The 18,316-nt window shown below is 70.9% G+C and carries 14 protein-coding genes and 1 pseudogene; 8 read left to right on the plus strand and 7 right to left on the minus strand.

Going from position 1 to position 18,316, the window contains the following annotated elements:
* Positions 1-39 precede the first annotated feature (39 nt).
* Positions 40-1,224, minus strand: coding sequence for a helix-turn-helix domain-containing protein (locus ACFW5B_RS04015; protein ID WP_386432819.1), 1,185 nt, complete (start codon positions 1,222-1,224; stop codon positions 40-42).
* Between the two features lie 500 nt (positions 1,225-1,724).
* On the opposite strand from ACFW5B_RS04015, the gene ACFW5B_RS04020 reads away from it, so the two are divergent.
* Positions 1,725-2,177, plus strand: coding sequence for a glycine-rich domain-containing protein (locus tag ACFW5B_RS04020; RefSeq protein WP_386432822.1), 453 nt, complete (start codon positions 1,725-1,727; stop codon positions 2,175-2,177).
* 66 nt (positions 2,178-2,243) lie between these two features.
* Positions 2,244-2,885: a class I SAM-dependent methyltransferase gene (locus ACFW5B_RS04025; RefSeq protein ID WP_386432825.1), complete on the plus strand. Its 642-nt coding sequence runs from the start codon at positions 2,244-2,246 to the stop codon at positions 2,883-2,885.
* A 115-nt stretch (positions 2,886-3,000) separates the two neighbouring features.
* Here ACFW5B_RS04025 and ACFW5B_RS04030 read toward each other — a convergent pair whose 3' ends face one another.
* On the minus strand, positions 3,001-3,579 hold the full coding sequence (locus ACFW5B_RS04030) for a recombinase family protein (protein ID WP_386432828.1): 579 nt from the start codon (positions 3,577-3,579) through the stop codon (positions 3,001-3,003).
* Positions 3,580-4,200: 621 nt separating this feature from the next.
* Entirely contained in the window at positions 4,201-5,742 is a 1,542-nt protein-coding gene (locus ACFW5B_RS04035; protein WP_386432831.1) for a recombinase family protein, read from the minus strand.
* Positions 5,743-5,790: 48 nt separating this feature from the next.
* On the opposite strand from ACFW5B_RS04035, the pseudogene ACFW5B_RS04040 reads away from it, so the two are divergent.
* A pseudogene (locus ACFW5B_RS04040) lies at positions 5,791-5,925 on the plus strand (exodeoxyribonuclease III); the annotation flags it as partial.
* A 144-nt stretch (positions 5,926-6,069) separates the two neighbouring features.
* On the opposite strand, the gene ACFW5B_RS04045 reads toward ACFW5B_RS04040, so the two are convergent.
* Positions 6,070-6,582, minus strand: a complete 513-nt coding sequence (locus ACFW5B_RS04045) for a stress protein (protein WP_386432834.1) — start codon at positions 6,580-6,582, stop codon at positions 6,070-6,072.
* A 414-nt stretch (positions 6,583-6,996) separates the two neighbouring features.
* On the opposite strand from ACFW5B_RS04045, the gene ACFW5B_RS04050 reads away from it, so the two are divergent.
* On the plus strand, positions 6,997-8,997 hold the full coding sequence (locus ACFW5B_RS04050) for a BTAD domain-containing putative transcriptional regulator (RefSeq protein ID WP_386433248.1): 2,001 nt from the start codon (positions 6,997-6,999) through the stop codon (positions 8,995-8,997).
* 19 nt (positions 8,998-9,016) lie between these two features.
* Here ACFW5B_RS04050 and ACFW5B_RS04055 read toward each other — a convergent pair whose 3' ends face one another.
* Positions 9,017-9,823, minus strand: coding sequence for a MerR family transcriptional regulator (locus ACFW5B_RS04055; protein WP_386432837.1), 807 nt, complete (start codon positions 9,821-9,823; stop codon positions 9,017-9,019).
* A 220-nt stretch (positions 9,824-10,043) separates the two neighbouring features.
* Here ACFW5B_RS04055 and ACFW5B_RS04060 point away from each other — a divergent pair, with 220 nt between their 5' ends.
* The 4 genes from ACFW5B_RS04060 (at position 10,044) to ACFW5B_RS04075 (ending at position 13,815) form a co-directional block, all read left to right on the plus strand.
* Positions 10,044-11,567, plus strand: a complete 1,524-nt coding sequence (locus ACFW5B_RS04060; protein WP_386432840.1) for a flavin-containing monooxygenase — start codon at positions 10,044-10,046, stop codon at positions 11,565-11,567.
* Positions 11,564-12,559, plus strand: a complete 996-nt coding sequence (locus tag ACFW5B_RS04065; protein ID WP_386432843.1) for an alpha/beta fold hydrolase — start codon at positions 11,564-11,566, stop codon at positions 12,557-12,559. Before ACFW5B_RS04060 ends, ACFW5B_RS04065 begins: the two co-directional genes overlap by 4 nt.
* A complete protein-coding gene (locus tag ACFW5B_RS04070) occupies positions 12,556-13,437 on the plus strand; it encodes an SDR family oxidoreductase (RefSeq protein ID WP_386432846.1) in 882 nt (293 codons plus the stop codon). Before ACFW5B_RS04065 ends, ACFW5B_RS04070 begins: the two co-directional genes overlap by 4 nt.
* A 120-nt stretch (positions 13,438-13,557) precedes the next feature.
* Complete coding sequence (locus tag ACFW5B_RS04075) at positions 13,558-13,815, plus strand: hypothetical protein (protein ID WP_386432849.1); 258 nt, start codon at positions 13,558-13,560, stop codon at positions 13,813-13,815.
* A gap of 135 nt (positions 13,816-13,950) precedes the next feature.
* Here ACFW5B_RS04075 and ACFW5B_RS04080 read toward each other — a convergent pair whose 3' ends face one another.
* The gene (locus tag ACFW5B_RS04080) at positions 13,951-14,580 is read right to left on the minus strand and encodes a hypothetical protein (protein WP_386432852.1); all 630 of its coding nucleotides are present in this window, start codon (positions 14,578-14,580) and stop codon (positions 13,951-13,953) included.
* Between the two features lie 203 nt (positions 14,581-14,783).
* A complete protein-coding gene (locus ACFW5B_RS04085) occupies positions 14,784-18,119 on the minus strand; it encodes a S41 family peptidase (protein ID WP_386433251.1) in 3,336 nt (1,111 codons plus the stop codon).
* Between the last annotated feature and the right edge of the window lie 197 nt (positions 18,120-18,316).

The following is an 18,316-nucleotide window of genomic DNA, read 5'->3' on the forward strand; positions in this document are numbered from 1 at the left end:
GACTGTCTTCGCAGGTCAGACAGTCTGCCGCCCCAACCCTCAGACCTTGATTCCCGACAGCTTCGAGAGCCGCAGTAGCTCTGGGTTGCTCCTGCGGTGCAGGGACGACAGCACACGGAACACCTCCCGTGCCATGGGATGGATGCGGGCCATCTGGGGAGCCGCCTCCCACGCATCGGACAGGCTCTCCAGAGCTCCGTCACGGTCCCCGACATCGAGCCGGGCCCTGGCCAGATTCATGTGCGAGGGAGCCACACGGGTAGCGGGCAAGCCTTCCAAAGCCGCATCCAGGCTCTCTGCCACCCTCAGAGCCTCACGTGGCCGCCCCAGGTCCAGCCGAGTAGCCAGAACGTGTGTGGTCGTGTTCTGGGGCCCAAAGATCATGCTGTGCCGGTTCCAGTCCCGGTCGAACCATTCAGCGGCTTCCCAAGCCGACTTGATATGCCGCTCCGCTTCCTTCTTGCCTTCCTTCTTGTCCTTGAAGCGTCCGGCAAGGGTCATCCCTCGCAGGTTGAGGAGTCCTACGGCAAAGGCCCTCTCTTGGCCCGACAGGCTGGCCTGAGCCTGGCTGATCGCCCGGTCCACCACCATGAGGCCGCCCTCAAAGTCTCCGCCGTTCAGGTAGGCCCCTGCCCGGTCCCTGGCCGCAATCGCCACGCCCAGAGGGTTCTTTTTCTGCTCGACGGCCCACCTCTGGCGAGTCACGGCAAGCTCCGCCATGTCCATCCATCGGTGCCGGGCGGCCAGCCAATAGACGCTGCTGTAAACCTCGGACAGGGCCATCCAGCTCTCTACCGTGTTGGCCGTGTGCGCGTGCGTCGTAGCGTCCCTCAGCAGGCCAGGGAGCATGGCCAGGAGCCGGTCTACCTCTGCCGCGTCCCTGTGCTGTCCAGCGGCGTCCAGAGACGCCGTGAGAGCGTCTTCCTGGACTTCCCGGCGTGCCGGTAGGTCATAGTCCCGGACGGCCGACCGCAGGGCCGACAGGCGTCCTTCCTCGTTCCTGGCCACAGAGGCTTTGCCCAGTACCTCAGCCATGCTCAGGCCCATCGGCTTGCCCACAGCGGCAGCAACCGCAGGCGTGAGGGTGCGGTCCCCTACTTCGATCTTGGACAGCAGGGAGACGCTGACACTGGCCAGCCGCGCTAGCTGGCCCTGAGTGAGCCCACGTTCCTTCCGGAGCGCAGCCAGGTTCGCGCCCGGTGGCAGTTCGGTGGTCTTGCTCATGTGATCAGCCCTACCCATGGAGACAACCGCTGGAGCCATCCTCGCAAGCCCAGCAAGTACCCGCAGTAGGTTCCTTCACGCCTGAGCCTGCCGTGTGCAAGTGGTGTGCAAGTTCCCCGGTCTCTGTCGCCGTTGACTAGATGCAGACACCAGCGAAAGGCGGACGGGATGAGACAGGGAACTGTGTGGGAGCCCGGTACGGCCGTGTTCGACAACGGCAGTCAGATGGTCGGCGTCGTTCACGCATGCCATGGACCCATGCTGACCCTGATGCGCCCCTCTGGCCTCAGCTGGCAGACACGCGCTGTGTCCGTACGAGCCGCCACAGAGCGGGACCTCATCCAGCTCAAAGCCCTGGCCAGGCACAACCGCCAGGCGCGCGGCTTGGCCGCTCTGTACCGACGCGTGCACTCCTGAGATCCCCGCCCTGGTCACCCTGGCCAGATCGAGTGGCCGGGGCGGGTTCCATCACCCGAGCACGACCGAGTGAAAGGGCCGTGATGGCTACAGCAGTAGAGGTCCGTAACCCCCGGAACTGTGTCTCCTCCCAGGTCTGGGAGCGGGAAGTCCGACTCATCATGCGGGATCACGTCATGGAGCGTGACCTCGCGGAACGCATCTTCGGCCAGGCCGTCGCCTATCTGGTGACCTCCGCCGAACGCCCTGAGGTCCGCATGGGGCCGGCTCAGGCCGTGGACCTGGGCGTCCACACGTTCGTGCTCGACACGGTCAACTACATGGCGTTCTGCGTCCAGCACGCGGGACACTACATTCACCACATCCCGCACCTCCCGGAAGAGGGGGAGGAGCAGCCGCACGTCTTGAAGGGCACCATCCAGGCCATCCGGGACTCCGGCTTCGCCATCGACCAGGAGCTGTGGGCCGCCCAGGGAGTCGACTGCTCCCAGTGCCACGCCGGGTGCCACGACAGCCCCAACAGCGGCAAGAAGTGAGATAGCGCGGACCGTGGCAACTCCCCTCACTCTTGGGGGGAGTTGCCCCTATCGGAAGGGAGCAGCATGGAGGCCGTGGAAGCCTGGGAGCGGTACGCACAGGGACGGACCCCACGCCGCGAGGTCAACGCCGCTGGCGCCCGCACGTGGTTGAACTGGACTCAGTACCCGGACCACGGCCCTGATGAATCGATCCTTGGAGATCTCCAGGGCCGTACCGTTCTGGAACTGGGCTGTGGTACAGGCTGCAACCTGGCCCACCTGTCCACCCTCGGGGCCTCCTGTACCGGGGTCGATATCGCACCGAGTCAGTACAGGAAGGCCGTAGCTCGATGGGGGCACCTCCCTGGGCTCACTTTCCACACGGCTGAGGTGACGGACTACGTGACCCGCACGGAAGGCCCCTTCGACGTGGTTCTGTCGATCTTCGGGCCTGTCTGGTTCACGGACCCTGAACAGCTCCTCCCTCTGATCCACAAGAGGATGTCGCCTGGCGGTGTGCTGGCCTTCTCCCACAAGCCTCCAGCCGAGGGCATGAAGCCGGTAGGCACTCTGAGGGAGGCCAAGGCGGTAACCAGGTGGGACCACTCGGCAGATGAATGGACGGCCCTTCTGGCGTCTGCCGGATTCTCGGGCATCAAAGCCGAGATCATTCCTCCCCCAGAAGGACAAAGCACGGGAACCCTCCTGGTCATGGCCTACGCGTAACACTGAGCGCGTCACGCCCGGTGCCTCCCCCCAGATCAACCGCCTGGCCCTCGTTCGCGCAGATAGCGAAAGACCGCCGACCCGGCCGGGTAGGCGGTCTCCGGTGTGTGCCGGGCTACTCCGTGTCGGCAAGCGCCCGGTAGAGCGTCGCACGGCTCACGCCCAGCGCCTTGGCAATGGCCGTGACGCCCTCGCCCTTGGCCCGGCGCGCCTTGGCGGCAGCGAGCTTGTCAGCGTCCATCACAGTCGGCCGTCCACCCGTACGCCCCTGCGCTTTGGCGGCCTCCAGCCCGGCGCGAGTCCGGTCCTTGATCAGGGACCGCTCGAACTCCGCCATGGCGCCGACCACCTGGAGCATGAGGCGGCCGTCCGGGGTGTGCGGGTCGATGCTCGCCAGCGCGCCCGTCAGTACCTTGAACCCGATCCCGCGCTCTGCAAGGGCGTCCACCGTGGTCACCAGGTCGATCAGCGAGCGGGCGAAGCGGTCCAGCTTCCACATGCACAGCGTGTCGCCGGGGCGCAGGTAGTCCAGTACGGCGGCAAGCTCCGGGCGGTCCGTGTTCTTCCCGCTGGCCTTGTCCGTGAAGATCCGGGTGCAGCCCGCCTCAGTCAGCGCGTCGTGCTGGAGCTGCGCCTCCTGGTCGTCAGTGCTGACGCGGGCGTAGCCGATGAGGTGTCCGGTGTTCGTGTTCATGATGAGGCCGTCTCATAACTCGTCTCACAACCTCAAGAGGCTGGAGGGGTTTTTGAGACGGGTTTTGAACGCATTTTCGGGGCTCTGGGGGTGTCGGCCAGGGTGTCTCACAAACCATCGATTCTGAGACGTACTCCCAACGTCACCCGGCGCGACCGAACACCCCGCCCTGGCGCTCAGCGATGCAGAAAAACTGCATCTTGGAGATCTTTCTATGTGGATCTCCCAAGGAAGTAGGTCGGAGATGCAGTTTTTCTGCATCAGCTTCCGGGGCCTTGGCGACCTTCAAACCCGTAACGCCACAGAGCTGCTATACCTCTGCGGTCCCCCGATGGGCAGCGAGGGGGGTGTACCCCACCCTGGCGTCGGTCGTACCCCTGGCGGTGACGAAGTGACGGAACGGGGCCGGTTCCCGGTATCCCTATAGAGTTCTTATAGGGATACCGGGAAGTGGGTCAGAATCGTCACTTCGTCACTTTCCCCTGGTCAAAGGCCATGCGCCAGAAGCAACCGCCGCTGCGGTTCGTCACCCGCCCTTGGTGCGTTGGTGGTCACAGGCACGCGGGCGGCCGCCACCGGAGCAAGGTCCAGCAACGGGCCGTGAGTGGCGCTCAGACGGGCCTACGCCGCGTCATGCCTCTCGGGGCGTACCGTGCCCGGCACGTCGATCGAGAGCCGTTCCAGCGCGCGGCGTTTCATGTCCTGCGGGCGTCCGCCTCGCTGTCCCTTCGTGCACTCCATCCGTACGCGGGTGTCGATCAGCAGAAGCCGCTTGTCCTGGTCGTCACCCTCGTGCCAGTAATCGGCGTACGTCTTCCCGGTCGGTATCAGCTCCGTTCGTTCCTCCTGTACCGGCATGGCTTCCAGGGCTTCCGCGCGGCGCTCCAGGGCATCCACCTGCTCTTGCCACACAGCAAGGCCCACACGTGAGCGCCGGCTGTCCTTGGTCGCGTACAGGTTCCGCAACTCCGCTTCGATCTCTTCGAGTTCCGGGCCGGGGTCGTAGCCCGGGTGTGTGACCTGCTCCATCACGGGGAAGTCTCCCCAAGCTTTGAGGAACTTCCTTTCCGCGTACTCCTCTGCCCACTCGGTCTTGATGGCCGCCGGAGCGTCGCACGTTCGCCCCCTGGTGCGGGCCCGGCACACGTAGACGGCGTAGTCGTGGGCGGGAACGCGGTACATGCGGCCCTGGCATCCGGCGCAGTGCAGGACGCCGAGCAGCATTGCGCCCGTGTCCTTCCGGTCGCCCTTCGCGCCCCCGGCCCGCTTGTCCAGTGCCGCAACGATCCGGGCACGCTCCTCGCGGGTGAGTATCGGCTCATCCGTGATCATCACCGGCACGCCGTTGCGGTCCCGGACGGTCACCCCGCCGTGAACCTGGTGACCGAGCAACGACGGGGACAGCAGCGCACGCTTGACGGTCTGACCTACCCACTTCCGGCCCTTCGGGGCCCGTCCCTGCCGGGCGTCGTTCCAGTCTCGGGGCGTCATGATCTCGTTGTCGTTCAGATGCGCGGCAATGGCGTTCGGGGCGTGGCCGTCCAGCAGCATCCGAATCATGGTCTCTATGGCCTCTACGCGATCCGGGTCCGGGGCCAGCGTCCACCCTTCTCCGTCGCCGCGCGGAACGGGCTTGTAGCCGTACGGCGGCAGTCCGCCCGCGTACCGGCCTACGGCCCGCAGTGCGGCATTCGCGCCCGTCACGCGCTCCTTGATGGCCTGAGCCTCCATCTGGGCAGCGAACGCCAGAAGCATGATGATCAGCTCCGACATGATCGAAGTCATGTCCAGTTCCAGGGAGGCCCCGCACGGTCCCTCAGCGAAGATGAGCCGCTTGCCGTGCTGCTTCGCCCAGCGGGCAAGGTCGGCCATGTCAGCCATGGAGCGGACGGCCCGGTCAAGCCGCCACCAAATGATCACGTCGTAGTCGTCGGGGCGGGACAGCCAGTCACCCAGTTCCGGCCGCTCGAACGGTGTGGTCTTGCTGGCCGACACGTCCAGGTCTTCCGCGTACCCGACCAGCTCAGCGCCGATACGTTCCGCCGCAGCGTCCCCCGCTTCCCGCTGCCGCTTCGGGGATGTGGTCTCGTCCGTCTTCACGCTCAGGCGTATGGCGACGAGTGCGCGCAGCCCGGCAGCGCGGGCGGTGTTCTTGCTGGTCATGGCAGTGATCCTCTAGCAATCGGGGCTAGTTGTGCCTCCCGATTAATGGGATGGCGCATCGACTACGCCATGGCCACCCCCGGCCTCGCCGCCCGCGCGGTGAAGGCGTCCGTGGAGCGGGCGGCCAGCTATGACCAGCGGTGGTCGGACCATGCGCCGGTGGCGGTGGTGTTCGGGCCGTAGCCCGCGGCGGGAAGCCCCGTCGGCCGGTGTGCCCGCCGTCGCCGGACGGGGGGCGCCACCGGGCCGCGTGGCACGCGAAACGGCCCGCCGGGTAATCCGGCAGGCCGTCATGCGGGGAGTGGGGCCGGTGGTGCGGCCCGTGCGTCAGGAGACGCGGGAGAACTTCACGTAGCCGCCGTTGTCCGGGCGGTCGAAGACGCCGCGGAAGGCCCAGTTGATGTAGCCGCCGTCGCCCTGGTTCGTGAACTCGCCGTCCTCGAAGACCCAGATGCCGTAGACGACACCGTCGTAGGTGGCGGTGCCGAAGGACTGCACACCGTTGAAGTGGTCCTCGTACGGCTGGCTCAGGTTGTGGACCATGACGTTGTACTTGCCGCCGGCCGCGTAGAACGCCGACTCCATGAAGCTCTTGACGAAGCCCTCGCGGTTCTGGGCGGTCTTGATCGACGCCTCGATCTTGTTGGCGATGCCGAGGACGTCAACGTTCATGTTGAGGTTGGCGTTGGCGCCGACGCTCACGGGGGACTCGCCCGCCGCCGCGGCGGGCGCCGCCGGCGCGGCCGACGCGGTCGCCGGGAAGGCGAGCGCGGTGCCGGTGAGCGCCGCGCACAGGGTGACCGTGGCGAGGCTCTTCTTCACCAGGTTCTTCTTGGACATGATGCTCCTCATGTGTAGGGGGTGGCAGTCCTCCCCGTCCCCGATGCGGGTGGGCGGAGACGGAGAGGCGGCCCGGGCAGCCGCTGGGGAGTGCCACTGCGCCGGTGCGGAAACGATGATGCGCAGGTCGGCTCATGATCCGCTCACGTCGTGATCATGGAGTCCGCCGACAGTCCGCCGCTTTTATTGACTTTTCGTCAATTCCCTTGAGGTGTCCACATACTGAGAGTGGAAGAGAAAACGGAACCTGGCGTTCCTTTCGGTGGTCTTCCTGGAAAAAGGGGCGGTTTGCCGTGCGTTCCACGGCGGAGTGGACTCGAGGGCACAATGGTTCAGTTGCGGCTACTAGGGCCAGTTGAAATCGAAGTGAACAATGGGCGACTGCTGAGTTTGGGAACCGGCCGCTTGCGCACCGTGGCCGCGATTCTGATCAGCGAGGTCAATCAGGTGATCACGGTGAGCAGAATGATCGACCTGGCCTGGGACGCGGACCCGCCGGCCAGAGCGAGAGGCGTGGTCCACAACCATGTGCACCGCCTGCGACGGCTGTTGGTCGGTCACGCCGAGATCGCCACCCGGGGGCAGGGGTACGCGCTGCTCACCGATCCGTGCGCGGTGGACGTCAACCGGTTCCGGTACCTCGTCTCCAATGCTCACGAGGACGAGCCGCGCACCGCCGTCGCCAAACTGCGCCAGGCGCTGGGGCTGTGGCGGGGTGAGGCGCTGGCGGATGTGCCGGGGGAGCGGGTGCGGCGGACGCTGGGCGTGGGCCTGACCCAGGCGCGGGTGGCGGCGCTGCAGGAGCTCGGTGACAAGCTGCTGATGCTGGGCCGCTACGGGGAGTTGATCACGGAGCTGACCGCCTGGCTGGCGGAGCAGCCGCTGCACGAGGAGCTGACCGCGCTCCTGATGCGCGCGCTGCAGGCGAGCGGCAGACAGGCCGAGGCCCTCGACCACTACCACCGCACCAGGCGCCATCTGAAGGACCAGTTGGGCATCGATCCCGGGCCGGCTCTGAGTGACGCCTATATGGCGGTGCTCAGTGGGAGGCCCGTACTCGGCAGGCCGTTCACCGGGCGTCCGCCGGCCGGTCCCGGTCCCGGTCGCGCCCCAACTCCCGGCCGCGGCAGGGCTGCTGATCCCCGCGTCCGGTCCGGCCCTGGGCCCGATCCCGGCCCCACCGCGCCGTACGGCTCCGGCTCCGGCCCCACCGCGCCGTACGGCTCCGGCTCCGGCTCCGGCCCCGCCGCGCCGTACGGCTCCGGCTCCGGCCCCGGTCCCGCCGCGCCGTACGGCTCCGGCCCCGCCCCGTACGCCCCCGGAAGTCCCGCGCCCCTGCCCCCCTCCATCGCCCAACTCCCGCCCCGCATAGCCGACTTCTGCGGACGGGTGCGGGAGATCGTCGCGCTGGACCAGAAGCTGGACCGGTTTCCGCGGCCGGACTGCGTGGTGCTCGCGGGCGCGGGCGGGACCGGCAAGACCACGCTGGCGGTGCACTGGGCGCACGCGCACACCGCCGAGTTCCCCGACGGGCAGCTCTTCGCCGACCTGCGCGGGTTCGAGCGTCCCCCGATGCGGCCGGTCACCGTGCTGGGCATGTTCCTGCGGGCGCTGGGGGTGCCGGAGGCGGCGATGCCCGACTCCCTGACGGAGCGTTCGGCGCTGTACCGTTCGCTGCTCGCCGGCCGGCGGATGCTCGTGCTGCTGGACAACGCCGGCACCGCGGAGCAGGTGCGCCCGCTGCTGCCCGCGACGCCGGGCTGTCTGGCCGTGGTGACCAGCCGGCGGCGGCTGAGCGGGCTGGTGGTCCGCGACGGGGCGGCGCTGGTCACGGTCGGGCCGTTCGCCATGGAGGACGCCTTCCAGCTGCTGGGCAACGCGCTGGGCGTGGCGCGCGTCGCGGCGGACCGGGCCGCCGCCCGGGAGCTCATCGAGCGGTGCGACCGGCTGCCGCTGGCGCTGCGGATCGCCACCGCCCGGCTGATGGCGCACCCCGACTGGTCGCTGGCGTGCTGGACGGGGAAGCTGGCCGACGAGCGGCGCCGGTTGTACGAACTGTCCGCCCATGACGCCGATCTGGCGGTGGAGGCCTGTCTCTATCTCAGCTACCGCGCGCTGTCGAGCGGGGCCGCCCGGCTGTTCCGCCTGCTCGGGCTGCACCCGGGCCGGGACGTGGATGTGCCCGCCGCCGCGGCGCTGGCCGGCCGGGAACCCGACCGCACCCTGCGCCACCTCGCCGAACTGAGCGACGCGCACCTCGTCGAGGAGCACGCCCAGGGGCACTTCGTACGGACCGAGCTGGTGCGCATCTATGCCGAGCAGCTCGTGGCGTCCGAGGAGGCGCCGGCCGACCGGGACCTCGCCCGGCAGCGGCTGCGCGACCACCGGGCGCGCCACCGGCCGTGGCGTTGCTGAGCCGCCGGGCGGTTCGCGGTCAGCTCTCCTCCGGCCGCTCGGTGTGCAGCCACTTCGCCACCTCGGCCCGGACGCGGCGGTCCATGGCCATCGACAGCTCGGCCTCGACCACGCCCTTGGTGAGGGGGCGGAGCTGCTCGATGGTCTCGCTGATGCGGCCGGCGTCCCCGGGTCCGGCGTCCTCGCAGCTGGACAGGCGGCTGAGGACGTCGGAGAGGAGGTGGGTGCGGATGAGGTCGGTGAAGAGGTCGGCGAGGGCGTCGGCGTGGGCGCGTACCTGGCGGCCGGCTTCGAGGACGGCGGCCAGCGGGATGCCGCGGTTGACGAGTTCGGTGGACGCGTCCAGGAGGCGGCGGCTGGTGTGCACGAACGCGTCGCCGTCGACGGCGAGATAGCCGATGTCCAGGGACGCGCTGAGGTTCTCGGCGGTGATGTCCTTGCTGAAGTGGTCGGCGAGGTCCTCGGGGGTCAGACGGACGGGCGTCTCCTCGGACCAGGAGGGGACCAGGGGGTTCTCCAGGCCGAGGAGCTGGCCCATGTCGCGGCCGGTGTCGAAGGCCGCGAGGAGTTCGGCGATGCCGCCGAGGGTGTGGCCGCGCTCCAGGAGGCCGCCTATGGTGCGCAGCCGGGCGAGATGGTGCTCGTTGTACCAGGCGATGCGGCCCTCCCGGCGCGGTGGCGGGATGAGCTTGCGCTCGCGGTAGAAGCGCAGCGTACGGACCGTGATGCCGGCTTCCCTGGCCAGGTCGGCCATGCGGAATTCGCGCGGGGAGCGGGGGCCTGCGGGCTCCGTCCGTGCGTCCTGGGGGTTCTCGTTCGCTGCCACGGGTTCAGCCTATGCCGGGGGTGTGACGCGGGGCCGGGATACGACCGGCGGTAACTTCCCACCGCCCGCCCCCTACCGCTCGGTACGCGGCTGCCCTACGCTCCCATTGTGCCAGTGATTGCTGGCGCGGTTTGCGGGCGGGCTGTGACGGCGGCTGTGATGCCGCGGGTCGCGGCACCGAAGATGGCAGGGAAGAACGTCGGACTCGGGAGGCGGCGGGATGGACGGGCGCGAGCGCAGGCATGTGCGGGTTGCGGTGATCGGATCGGGGTTCGGTGGCCTGGGGGCGGCGGTCCGGCTGCGGCGCCAGGGGATCACCGACTTCGTGGTCCTGGAGCGGGCCGGCGCGGTGGGCGGCACCTGGCGGGACAACAGCTATCCGGGGTGCGCGTGCGATGTGCCCTCGCACCTCTACTCCTTCTCGTTCGCGCCCAACCCCGAGTGGCCGCGGAACTTCTCCGGGCAGCCGCACATCCGCGCGTACCTGGAGCGGGTCACCGACACCTTCGGGCTGCGCCCGCACCTCCGCCTCAACTCGGAGGTGCACGCCCTGCGGTGGGACGGGGACGCGCTGCACTGGGAGGTGGAGACCGCGAGCGGGCCGCTGACCGCGGACGTGGTGGTGTCGGCGACCGGGCCGCTGTCGGACCCCAAGGTGCCGGACATCCCGGGGCTGGACACCTTCCCCGGCAAGGTCTCGCACTCCGCCCGCTGGGACCACGACTACGACCTGCGCGGCAAGCGCGTCGCCATGATCGGCACGGGCGCCTCGGCGATCCAGATCGTCCCGGCCATCCAGCCGGACGTGGAGCGCCTCACGCTCTTCCAGCGCACCCCGCCGTGGGTGCTGCCGCGCGCCGACCGCCGGATCAGCGCGGCCGAGAAGTGGCTGCACACCAAGATCCCGGCGACCCGGGCCGCGCGCCGCGGGCTGCTGTGGGGCATCCGGGAGATGCAGGTCAGCGCCTTCACCAAGCGCCCCGACCAGCTGGGCCTGATCGAATTCCTGGCCCGTAACCACATGAAGAAGGCCATCAAGGACCCGGCGCTGCGGGCCGCGCTCACCCCCGACTACCGCATCGGCTGCAAGCGCATCCTGCTCTCCAACTCCTACTATCCGGCGCTGGCGCAGCCCAATGTGGACCTGGTCGCCGCGGGGCTGAAGGAGGTCCGCGGCAGCACGCTCGTCGGGGCCGACGGCAGTGAGACGGAGGCCGACGCGATCGTCTTCGGCACCGGCTTCCATGTGACCGACATGCCGATCGCGCGGCGCGTCACCGGCGCCCGCGGGACGACGCTCGCCGAGGAGTGGAAGGACGGGATGGCGGCGCTGCGCGGCGCCGGCGCGGCCGGCTTCCCCAACTTCCTCACGATCATCGGGCCCAACACCGGCCTCGGGAACAGCTCGATGATCCTGATGATCGAGGCGCAGCTGAACTACCTGGCCGACTTCATGCGCCAACTGGACGTCCTCGGCGGGAAGATCGCCCTCGACCCCCGGCCGTCCGCCGTGGCGGACTGGAACCGCAGGATCCAGCAGCGGATGACCCGTACGGTGTGGAACAGCGGCGGCTGCGACAGCTGGTATCTGGACGCCAACGGCCGCAACACCACCGTCTGGCCGGGCACCACCGGGGAGTTCCGGAAGGTCACCCGGCAGGTCGACCTCGCGGAGTTCGAGGTGCTGCGGCCACCGAAGCCGGTGGGCCCGAGCACCGACGCGCGCGCGGAGGTGGCCGTATGAGCCGCCGGCCCGCCCATGTCACCACCGGTCCGTACGCCCCGCCGGTGCCGCGGACGACGCGGACCGTCACCTCGGCCGACGGCGCCCGGGTGTACGCCGAGATCCACGGCCCCGAGTCCGCCCCGGCCGTCGTCCTGGCACACGGCTGGACCTGCTCGACCGCCTTCTGGGCCCCGGTCGTCCGCGAGCTGGCCGCCGACCACAAGGTCGTGGTCTACGACCAGCGCGGCCACGGCCGCAGCCCCGCGGCGGGACCGGCCGGCCACAGCACCCATGCCCTCGCCGACGACCTGGTCGCCGTACTGGAGGCGACCCTGGAGGACGGCGAACGGGCCGTGCTGGGCGGCCACTCCATGGGCGGCATGACGATCATGGCCGCCGCCGAGCGGCCGCAGCTGCGCGCACGGGCCGCGGCCGCGCTGCTGTGCAGCACCGGAAGCGCCGATCTGCCGGCCGAATCACGGGTGTTCCCGCTGCGCAGTCCGGGCGGCCGCCGCCGCGCCCACCGGCTGATGCTGCGCTCCCGGGCCCCGCTCGGCCCGATATCGCCGCTCACCCGGAGCGCCCTGAAGTACGCCACGATGGGGCCGGGCGCCACCACCGAGCAGGTCGAGGCCTGCGCCCGGATCGTGCACGCCTGCCCGAGCGCGGTACGGGCCCGCTGGGGCGCGGTGCTGGACGGGCTCGAACTGACCGGTGGCGCGGGCCGGCTGGAGCTGCCGACCGCGGTCCTCGCGGGCACCGCCGACCGGCTCACCCCGCTGGTGCAGGCCCGCCGGCTGGCCTCCGTCCTCCCCGACTTCCGCGGGCTGACCGAGCTGCCGGGCCGGGGGCACATGACACCGGTCGAGGACCCCGGCGCGGTCTCCGGGCGGCTGCGCGCACTCGTACGGGACCATCTGCGGACCGCCGGCACACCCCCGGCCGCGACCGCCGAACCGCCCCGCGCCACCCGGCAGAAGAAGGAGCAGCAGAAGGAGGGGACGGCATGAGGGCGAGCAGGAGCATGGCCGGGCAGGTCGTCGTGGTGACCGGTGCGGCGCGCGGGGTCGGCGCGCTGCTGGCCCGCAAGCTGTCGGCGCGCGGGGCGTCGCTGGCGCTGGTCGGCCTGGAGCCGGACGAACTGCGCGGGGTCGCGGCCTCGCTGCCCGGCCCGGCGCACCACTGGCACGCCGATGTCACCGACCACGAGGCGATGGCCCGGGTGGCCGGCGAGGTCAAGGACCGCTTCGGCACGGTCGATGTGGTCGTCGCCAACGCCGGGGTGGCGACCGGCGGCCCGTTCGCCGACTCCGACCCGGTGGCCTGGAAGCGGACCATCGAGGTCAACCTCATCGGCGGCGCGGTCACCGGCCGCGCCTTCCTCCCCCTCCTCACGGCGTCCCGCGGCTACTTCCTCCAGATCGCCTCGCTGGCCGCGATCACCCCGGCGCCGATGATGACCGCGTACTGCGCGTCCAAGTCGGGTGTCGAGGCGTTCGCGCACAGCCTGCGCGCCGAGGTCGGCCACCGGGGCGTACGGGTCGGCGTCGGCTATCTGAGCTGGACGGACACTGACATGGTGCGGGGCGCGGACCGGGACGCGGTGATGCGCGAACTGCGGAGCCGGCTGCCCTGGCCGTCCAACAAGACCTATCCGCTGGGCCCCGCCGTCGACCGCATCGTCGCGGGCATCGAGCGCCGCTCCGCGCATGTCTACGGGCAGTGGTGGCTGCGCGGGATGCAGTCGGTCCGCGGGTATCTGCCCGCGCTCATCGGGACGGCGGGCCGGCGGGAGATGCGGCGCTTGGGGGACCGGCTGGAGGGAATGCGGATCGGTCTGGTGGGCGCCGGGGGCGAGGCCGACGAGAAGGCGCGGGCGGACCGGTAGGCCTCTGACCAGCTACGTCCTCACGCAGCGTAGTCATTCGTGATCGAAATGCGAGCAATGTCCGGGCGTGTCACGCTGAACGGGGCCCAACCCCCCTACACCCCACTAGGAGTGAACAGCATGGGCATCAAGGACCAGTTCCAGGACAAGGCCAACGAGCTCAAGGACCAGGCGCACAAGGCCATGGGTGACTCCCGCGAGCAGGGTCAGCGTGGCGGTCAGCGCCCGGAGCACGAGCGTGGCGGTCAGCGTCAGGACCGCGAGAGCGGGCGCCAGGGCGGCCAGGACCGTGGCCAGCAGCCCCGTGACCGCGGCCAGCAGGGCCGCCGGCCGGCCCAGGACGCGATGGACGCCGCCGAAGGCCGCCACCAGCGCTGACGTGGCTCGTCCTGAACACCACGCGCGGCGACGTACGCGCCATGCGTGACGGGCGCACCCGGTCGACCGGGTGCGCCCCACTGGTTTCCCCTGCGGCCCAACCTCCCTGCCGGAGAGGTCAGTCGGCGCCCGCGGTCAGCTGACGACCTTGAGCTTCGTCGGCCAGCCGTCGCGCCCGGCCCTGCTGAAGAGGTTGTCGATGTCGGCCGGGCTCAGCTTGATGCAGCCCAGCGAGCGGTAGTCATCGGAGCCCTCCCAGCGGTAGGGGCTGTCCTTGCCGGGCTGACGGGACGCCTGGCTGCCCTCGGGCCACATCTCGCTGTGCACGAACAGCTCGGCGCGGGTGGTCCGGCCGTTCTCGCACAGCTTGTCCTCGACGTGTATCACCTTCCCGTTGACCCCTTGGTCCCCGCCGTTGTAGTGCGCGTCGTGGGCCAGCACCCGGTAGGTGCCGTTCGGCAGCCAGCCCTGCGAACTGGCGCATTCGTTCTTGCCGTTGGGGCCGCCGTCGCCGGAGCCCGCGCGGTACTTGGCGAGCACCGTGTCCTTGGCGTCCGGGACGCTCTTCATCAGGTAGAGCCGCGAATTGCCCGGGTCGCTCTGGTTCTTGTCGAAGGAGAGGTACGTACCGCCGGACGCGGCAGCTTCGGTGGTCTTCCCGGACGCCGGCTGGGCGGCCAGTGCGGGTGCGGCCGCGGTGGCGGCCAGGCCGCCGGCCAGGGCCAGCACGGCAGCGAGCGGCGCGATCCGGTGACGGATTCCCATGGGTGTATCTCCGTAGCGGTGGGGGGCGGGGCTCGTGCGGATGCCCCGGCCGGGAACGCTACGACCGCCATGTCATGAGCGCGTAACCAGAAGATGATCGGCTGTCGCGGACCGGCACCCGGCCGGCCGTGCAGGTCAGTTGGGTGCCGGTCCGGTCGTGCGGCGACGGCCGGCACCCGCCGGCCGTCGGTCGGCTGACGGCGTCAGGCCCCCGCCGCCTCCTCCGCGGCTCCGCCCCGCGGCGGCAGCGGCGGCCGTCGCAGGTCCGGCACGTCCGACAGGTCCGGAGGGGTCGCCGCCGGATGCCGCTCCAGCAGCTCCAGCGCGGTACGGATCGCCACGCCCAGCTGGGGATGGCGGCCCTCGGCCCAGTGCAGCGGCGAGCGCAGCGCCTCGATGTCGACCTCGACGCCGTGGTTCTCCACGCCCCAGCCGTAGAGCCGGAACCACGCGGCGTTCATCGGGACGGTGATCGCGGTGCCGTCGGCGAGCCGGTGCCGGCCGGTCATGCCGACCACCCCGCCCCAGGTGCGCATGCCGACGACCGGGCCGATGCCCTGGAGCTTGAAAGCCGCGGTGATCATGTCGCCGTCGGACGAGGTCATCTCGTCGGCGACCGCCACGACCGGGCCCCGCGGTGCGTTGCTGGTGTACGAGACCGGCTCGGCGTCCCGGGTCAGGTCCCAGCCCATGATGGTGCGGGTCAGCTTCTCGATCACCAGCTCCGAGATGTTGCCGCCCGCGTTGCCCCGGACGTCCACGATCAGCGCGGGCCGGGAGACCTCCATCCGCAGATCGCGGTTGAACTGCGCCCAGCCGGAGCCGCCCATGTCGGGGATGTGCAGATAGCCGCACCGGCCGCCGCTCAACTCCCGTACCACCGCCCGGCGTTTGGCCACCCAGTCCTGGTAGCGCAGCGGCCGTTCGTCGACCAGCGGGACCACCGCCACCCGGCGGGCCGGGCCGTCGCCGTCCGGCGGGGAGAACGTCAGCTCCACGGTGGTGCCGCCCGCCGCGGCCAGCAGCGGACCGGGCCCGGCCACCGGGTCCACCGGGCGGCCGTCGACATGGGTGAGCGCGGTGCCCTCGCGGATGCCCGTACCGGCCAGCGGGGAACGGGCCCTGGAGTCCGAGGACTCACCCGGCAGGATGCGGGTCACCACCCAATGCCCGTCCCGGCGCACGAGGTTGGCGCCGAGCAGGCCCATGGCGCGCTGGTAGTGCGGCGGCCCCTCGTTGCGCCGGGCGCCGGTGACATAGGCGTGCGAGGTGCCCAGTTCGCCCATCACCTCGCGCAGCAGATCGGCGAACTCGTCGGGGGAGGCGATCCGGTCGAGCAGCGGCCGGTACTGCGCCAGCACCGCGTCCCAGTCGACGCCGGACATCCCCGGCTCCCAGAAGTACGCCCGGGTGATCCGGCCCGCCTCCTCGAACGCCTGGTGCCACTCCGCCACCGGGTCGACGTCGTGCAGGATGCGCCGCAGGTCCAGGAAGACCGTGGAGTCGCTGTCCGGCGGTTCGGTCGCCGGTACCGCGCGCAGCTCGCCCTCGTCGTTGACGACCAGCCGGGAGCCGTCGCCGCTGAGCGCGAACCCGTCCAGGGAGCTGGTGAGTTCGGTGCGCCGCGCCTTGGTCAGATCGAAGTGTTCGAGGGTGGGGCGGCCGGAGGTCTCGGCCGGGTTGGCGAAGGTCTCGCCCAGCGCACCGGAGATCGGCCAGCGCAGCCACACCAGCCCGCCGCCGCCGACCGGTTCCAGCGAGGAGTATTTGGACGCCGCCACCGGGAACGGCGTGACCCGGTTCTCCAGCCCCTCCACCTCGACCAGCAACGGCCCCTCACCGGTCGGCGGAGGAATCTCCTCCGGGTCCAGGCCGCCCGCCGCGGGCCGGCCCTCCGGGGACAGCGCGAAGGGGGAGGGCGTCGCCGACGACAGCGGGACGAGGTGGGGGCGGCAGCCCAGCGGGAACGACAGATCGCCGGTGTGCACGTCGTAGACCGGGTCGAAGCCGCGCCAGGACAGGAATGCCAGATAGCGGCCGTCGCGGGTGAACACCGGCTGCTCGTCCTCGAACCGGCCGTTGGTGACGTCCACGATGTGCCGGTCGGACAGCCGGGCCATCTTGATCTGCCGCAGCGACCGCCCGATGCCGGGGTGCGACCAGGTCAGCCAGCGGGAGTCGGGGGAGAACGCCAGATCGCGGACCGGGCCGTTGGTGGAGCGGATCAGCTCGGTGACCCCGCCGGAGCCGGTCTCCCCGGTGCTCGTCGCCTCGTCCGGGCGGGCCACGTCCACCAGCAGCAGCCGGCCGTCGTGCGCGGCCACCGCCAGCCGTTCGCCGTCCGGGGCGGCGGTCATCTCGTGCACCCGGCCCAGCTCACCGGCGGCCAGCCGGCGCGGTTCGCCCGGTGCTCCGGCCCGCGGCAGGTTGGTGATCTCGATCGCGTCGTCGCCCTCGGCGTCGGTGACATAGGCGATCCGGCCGCTGTCGCCCAGCATCTCGGGCAGCCGGACCCGTACGCCCGGGACGTCGTGGATCGTGCGGGCCGGGCCGTCGCGGTGGGTGAGCCAGTACAGGCTGCCGCGGACGCCGACCGCGCTGGCCCGGCCGGTGGTGTCCACCGCGAGCGCGGTGACCTGCGCGGCGGCCGGGACCTGGTAGCTGCGCCGCCCGGCCCGCGGGCCGCCCAGGCGTACGGCCAGCTTGCGCGGGGCCGCGTCCGGGCCGAGGTCGTCGATCAGCCAGAGGTCCCCGGCGCACTGGTAGACGATCCGCTCGCCGTCGGTCGAGGCGTGCCGGGCGTAGAAGTCGGCGTGGTCGGAGTGCCGGCGCAGATCGGTGCTGTCGGGCAGACAGGAGTAGACGTTGGCGATGCCCTCGTGGTCCGAGAGGAACGCGACCCGGCCGCCGACGAACATCACCGAGTCGAGGTGCCCGTACAGGTCCGGCAGCAGCCGGGTGCCGTGCAGCCACATCCGGCCCATCGCGCCGCCCCGGTAGCGCTTCCAGGAGGCGGGCTCGTGCGGCGGTTTGCCGGTCAGCAGCAGGGTGCGGTGCTCCCCGCCGATGTCGGCGACCGCGATGTCGGAGACCGGCCCCCAGGGCAGCTGCCCGCCGGGGCTGCCGTCGGTGGGCAGGCTGTAGGCCCACGAGTAGTACGAGAACGGCTGGCCGTGCGAGGAGACCGCCAGGATGTGCGGGTGGCCCTCGTGGTCGGGCGGCGCCCAGCCGCAGACCCGGGCGTCCGTGCTGCCCCAGTACGTCAGCCGGCGGGCCGGACCGCCCTCGACCGCGGCGAGATGGACCTCGGGGTCGAGGCTGCGCCAGGTGGTGAAGGCGATCTGCCGGCCGTCGGGGGAGAAGCGGGGGTGGCCGACGCGGGTGCGGTCCACGGTCAGCCGCCAGGCCCGGCCGGGCTCCGCGTCCTCCGGGGCGAGCGGCGCGATCCACAGGTCGTCCTCCGCGGCGAAGCAGAGCAGATCGCCGTGCAGATGCGGGAAGCGCAGATACGAGCCGCCGGGCGGGTCGCGCGGCGGCATCCGGCGCAGCCGCCCGCGGGCCTTCGCGGGGTCCGGCCCCGGGCGCGGCCCGAGGGTCTCGGGTGCATCGCTCACGCACCCATCGTTTCGGGACGAGCAGGGGGCGGCAACTCGGTCGGGTGAACCGGCCCCCGCCGGGTGCGGGCGTCCGCGCGGCGCCCGCCCGCTCGCACGCGTGTGCCCACGGGTGCGGGTGC

It is taken from the genome of Streptomyces sp. NPDC058773 (assembly GCF_042746015.1).
Lineage (GTDB): Bacteria > Actinomycetota > Actinomycetes > Streptomycetales > Streptomycetaceae > Streptomyces.

What these genes read in the sequence shown, in the direction of transcription:
- ACFW5B_RS04015 (WP_386432819.1), bottom strand. Translation starts at nt 1,224, where the DNA reads ATGAGCAAGACCACCGAACTGCCACCGGGCGCGAACCTGGCTGCGCTC.
- ACFW5B_RS04020 (WP_386432822.1), top strand. Translation starts at nt 1,725, where the DNA reads ATGGCTACAGCAGTAGAGGTCCGTAACCCCCGGAACTGTGTCTCCTCC.
- ACFW5B_RS04025 (WP_386432825.1), top strand. Translation starts at nt 2,244, where the DNA reads ATGGAGGCCGTGGAAGCCTGGGAGCGGTACGCACAGGGACGGACCCCA.
- ACFW5B_RS04030 (WP_386432828.1), bottom strand. Translation starts at nt 3,579, where the DNA reads ATGAACACGAACACCGGACACCTCATCGGCTACGCCCGCGTCAGCACT.
- ACFW5B_RS04035 (WP_386432831.1), bottom strand. Translation starts at nt 5,742, where the DNA reads ATGACCAGCAAGAACACCGCCCGCGCTGCCGGGCTGCGCGCACTCGTC.
- ACFW5B_RS04045 (WP_386432834.1), bottom strand. Translation starts at nt 6,582, where the DNA reads ATGTCCAAGAAGAACCTGGTGAAGAAGAGCCTCGCCACGGTCACCCTG.
- ACFW5B_RS04060 (WP_386432840.1), top strand. Translation starts at nt 10,044, where the DNA reads ATGGACGGGCGCGAGCGCAGGCATGTGCGGGTTGCGGTGATCGGATCG.
- ACFW5B_RS04065 (WP_386432843.1), top strand. Translation starts at nt 11,564, where the DNA reads ATGAGCCGCCGGCCCGCCCATGTCACCACCGGTCCGTACGCCCCGCCG.
- ACFW5B_RS04070 (WP_386432846.1), top strand. Translation starts at nt 12,556, where the DNA reads ATGAGGGCGAGCAGGAGCATGGCCGGGCAGGTCGTCGTGGTGACCGGT.
- ACFW5B_RS04075 (WP_386432849.1), top strand. Translation starts at nt 13,558, where the DNA reads ATGGGCATCAAGGACCAGTTCCAGGACAAGGCCAACGAGCTCAAGGAC.
- ACFW5B_RS04080 (WP_386432852.1), bottom strand. Translation starts at nt 14,580, where the DNA reads ATGGGAATCCGTCACCGGATCGCGCCGCTCGCTGCCGTGCTGGCCCTG.
- ACFW5B_RS04085 (WP_386433251.1), bottom strand. Translation starts at nt 18,119, where the DNA reads ATGCCGCCGCGCGACCCGCCCGGCGGCTCGTATCTGCGCTTCCCGCAT.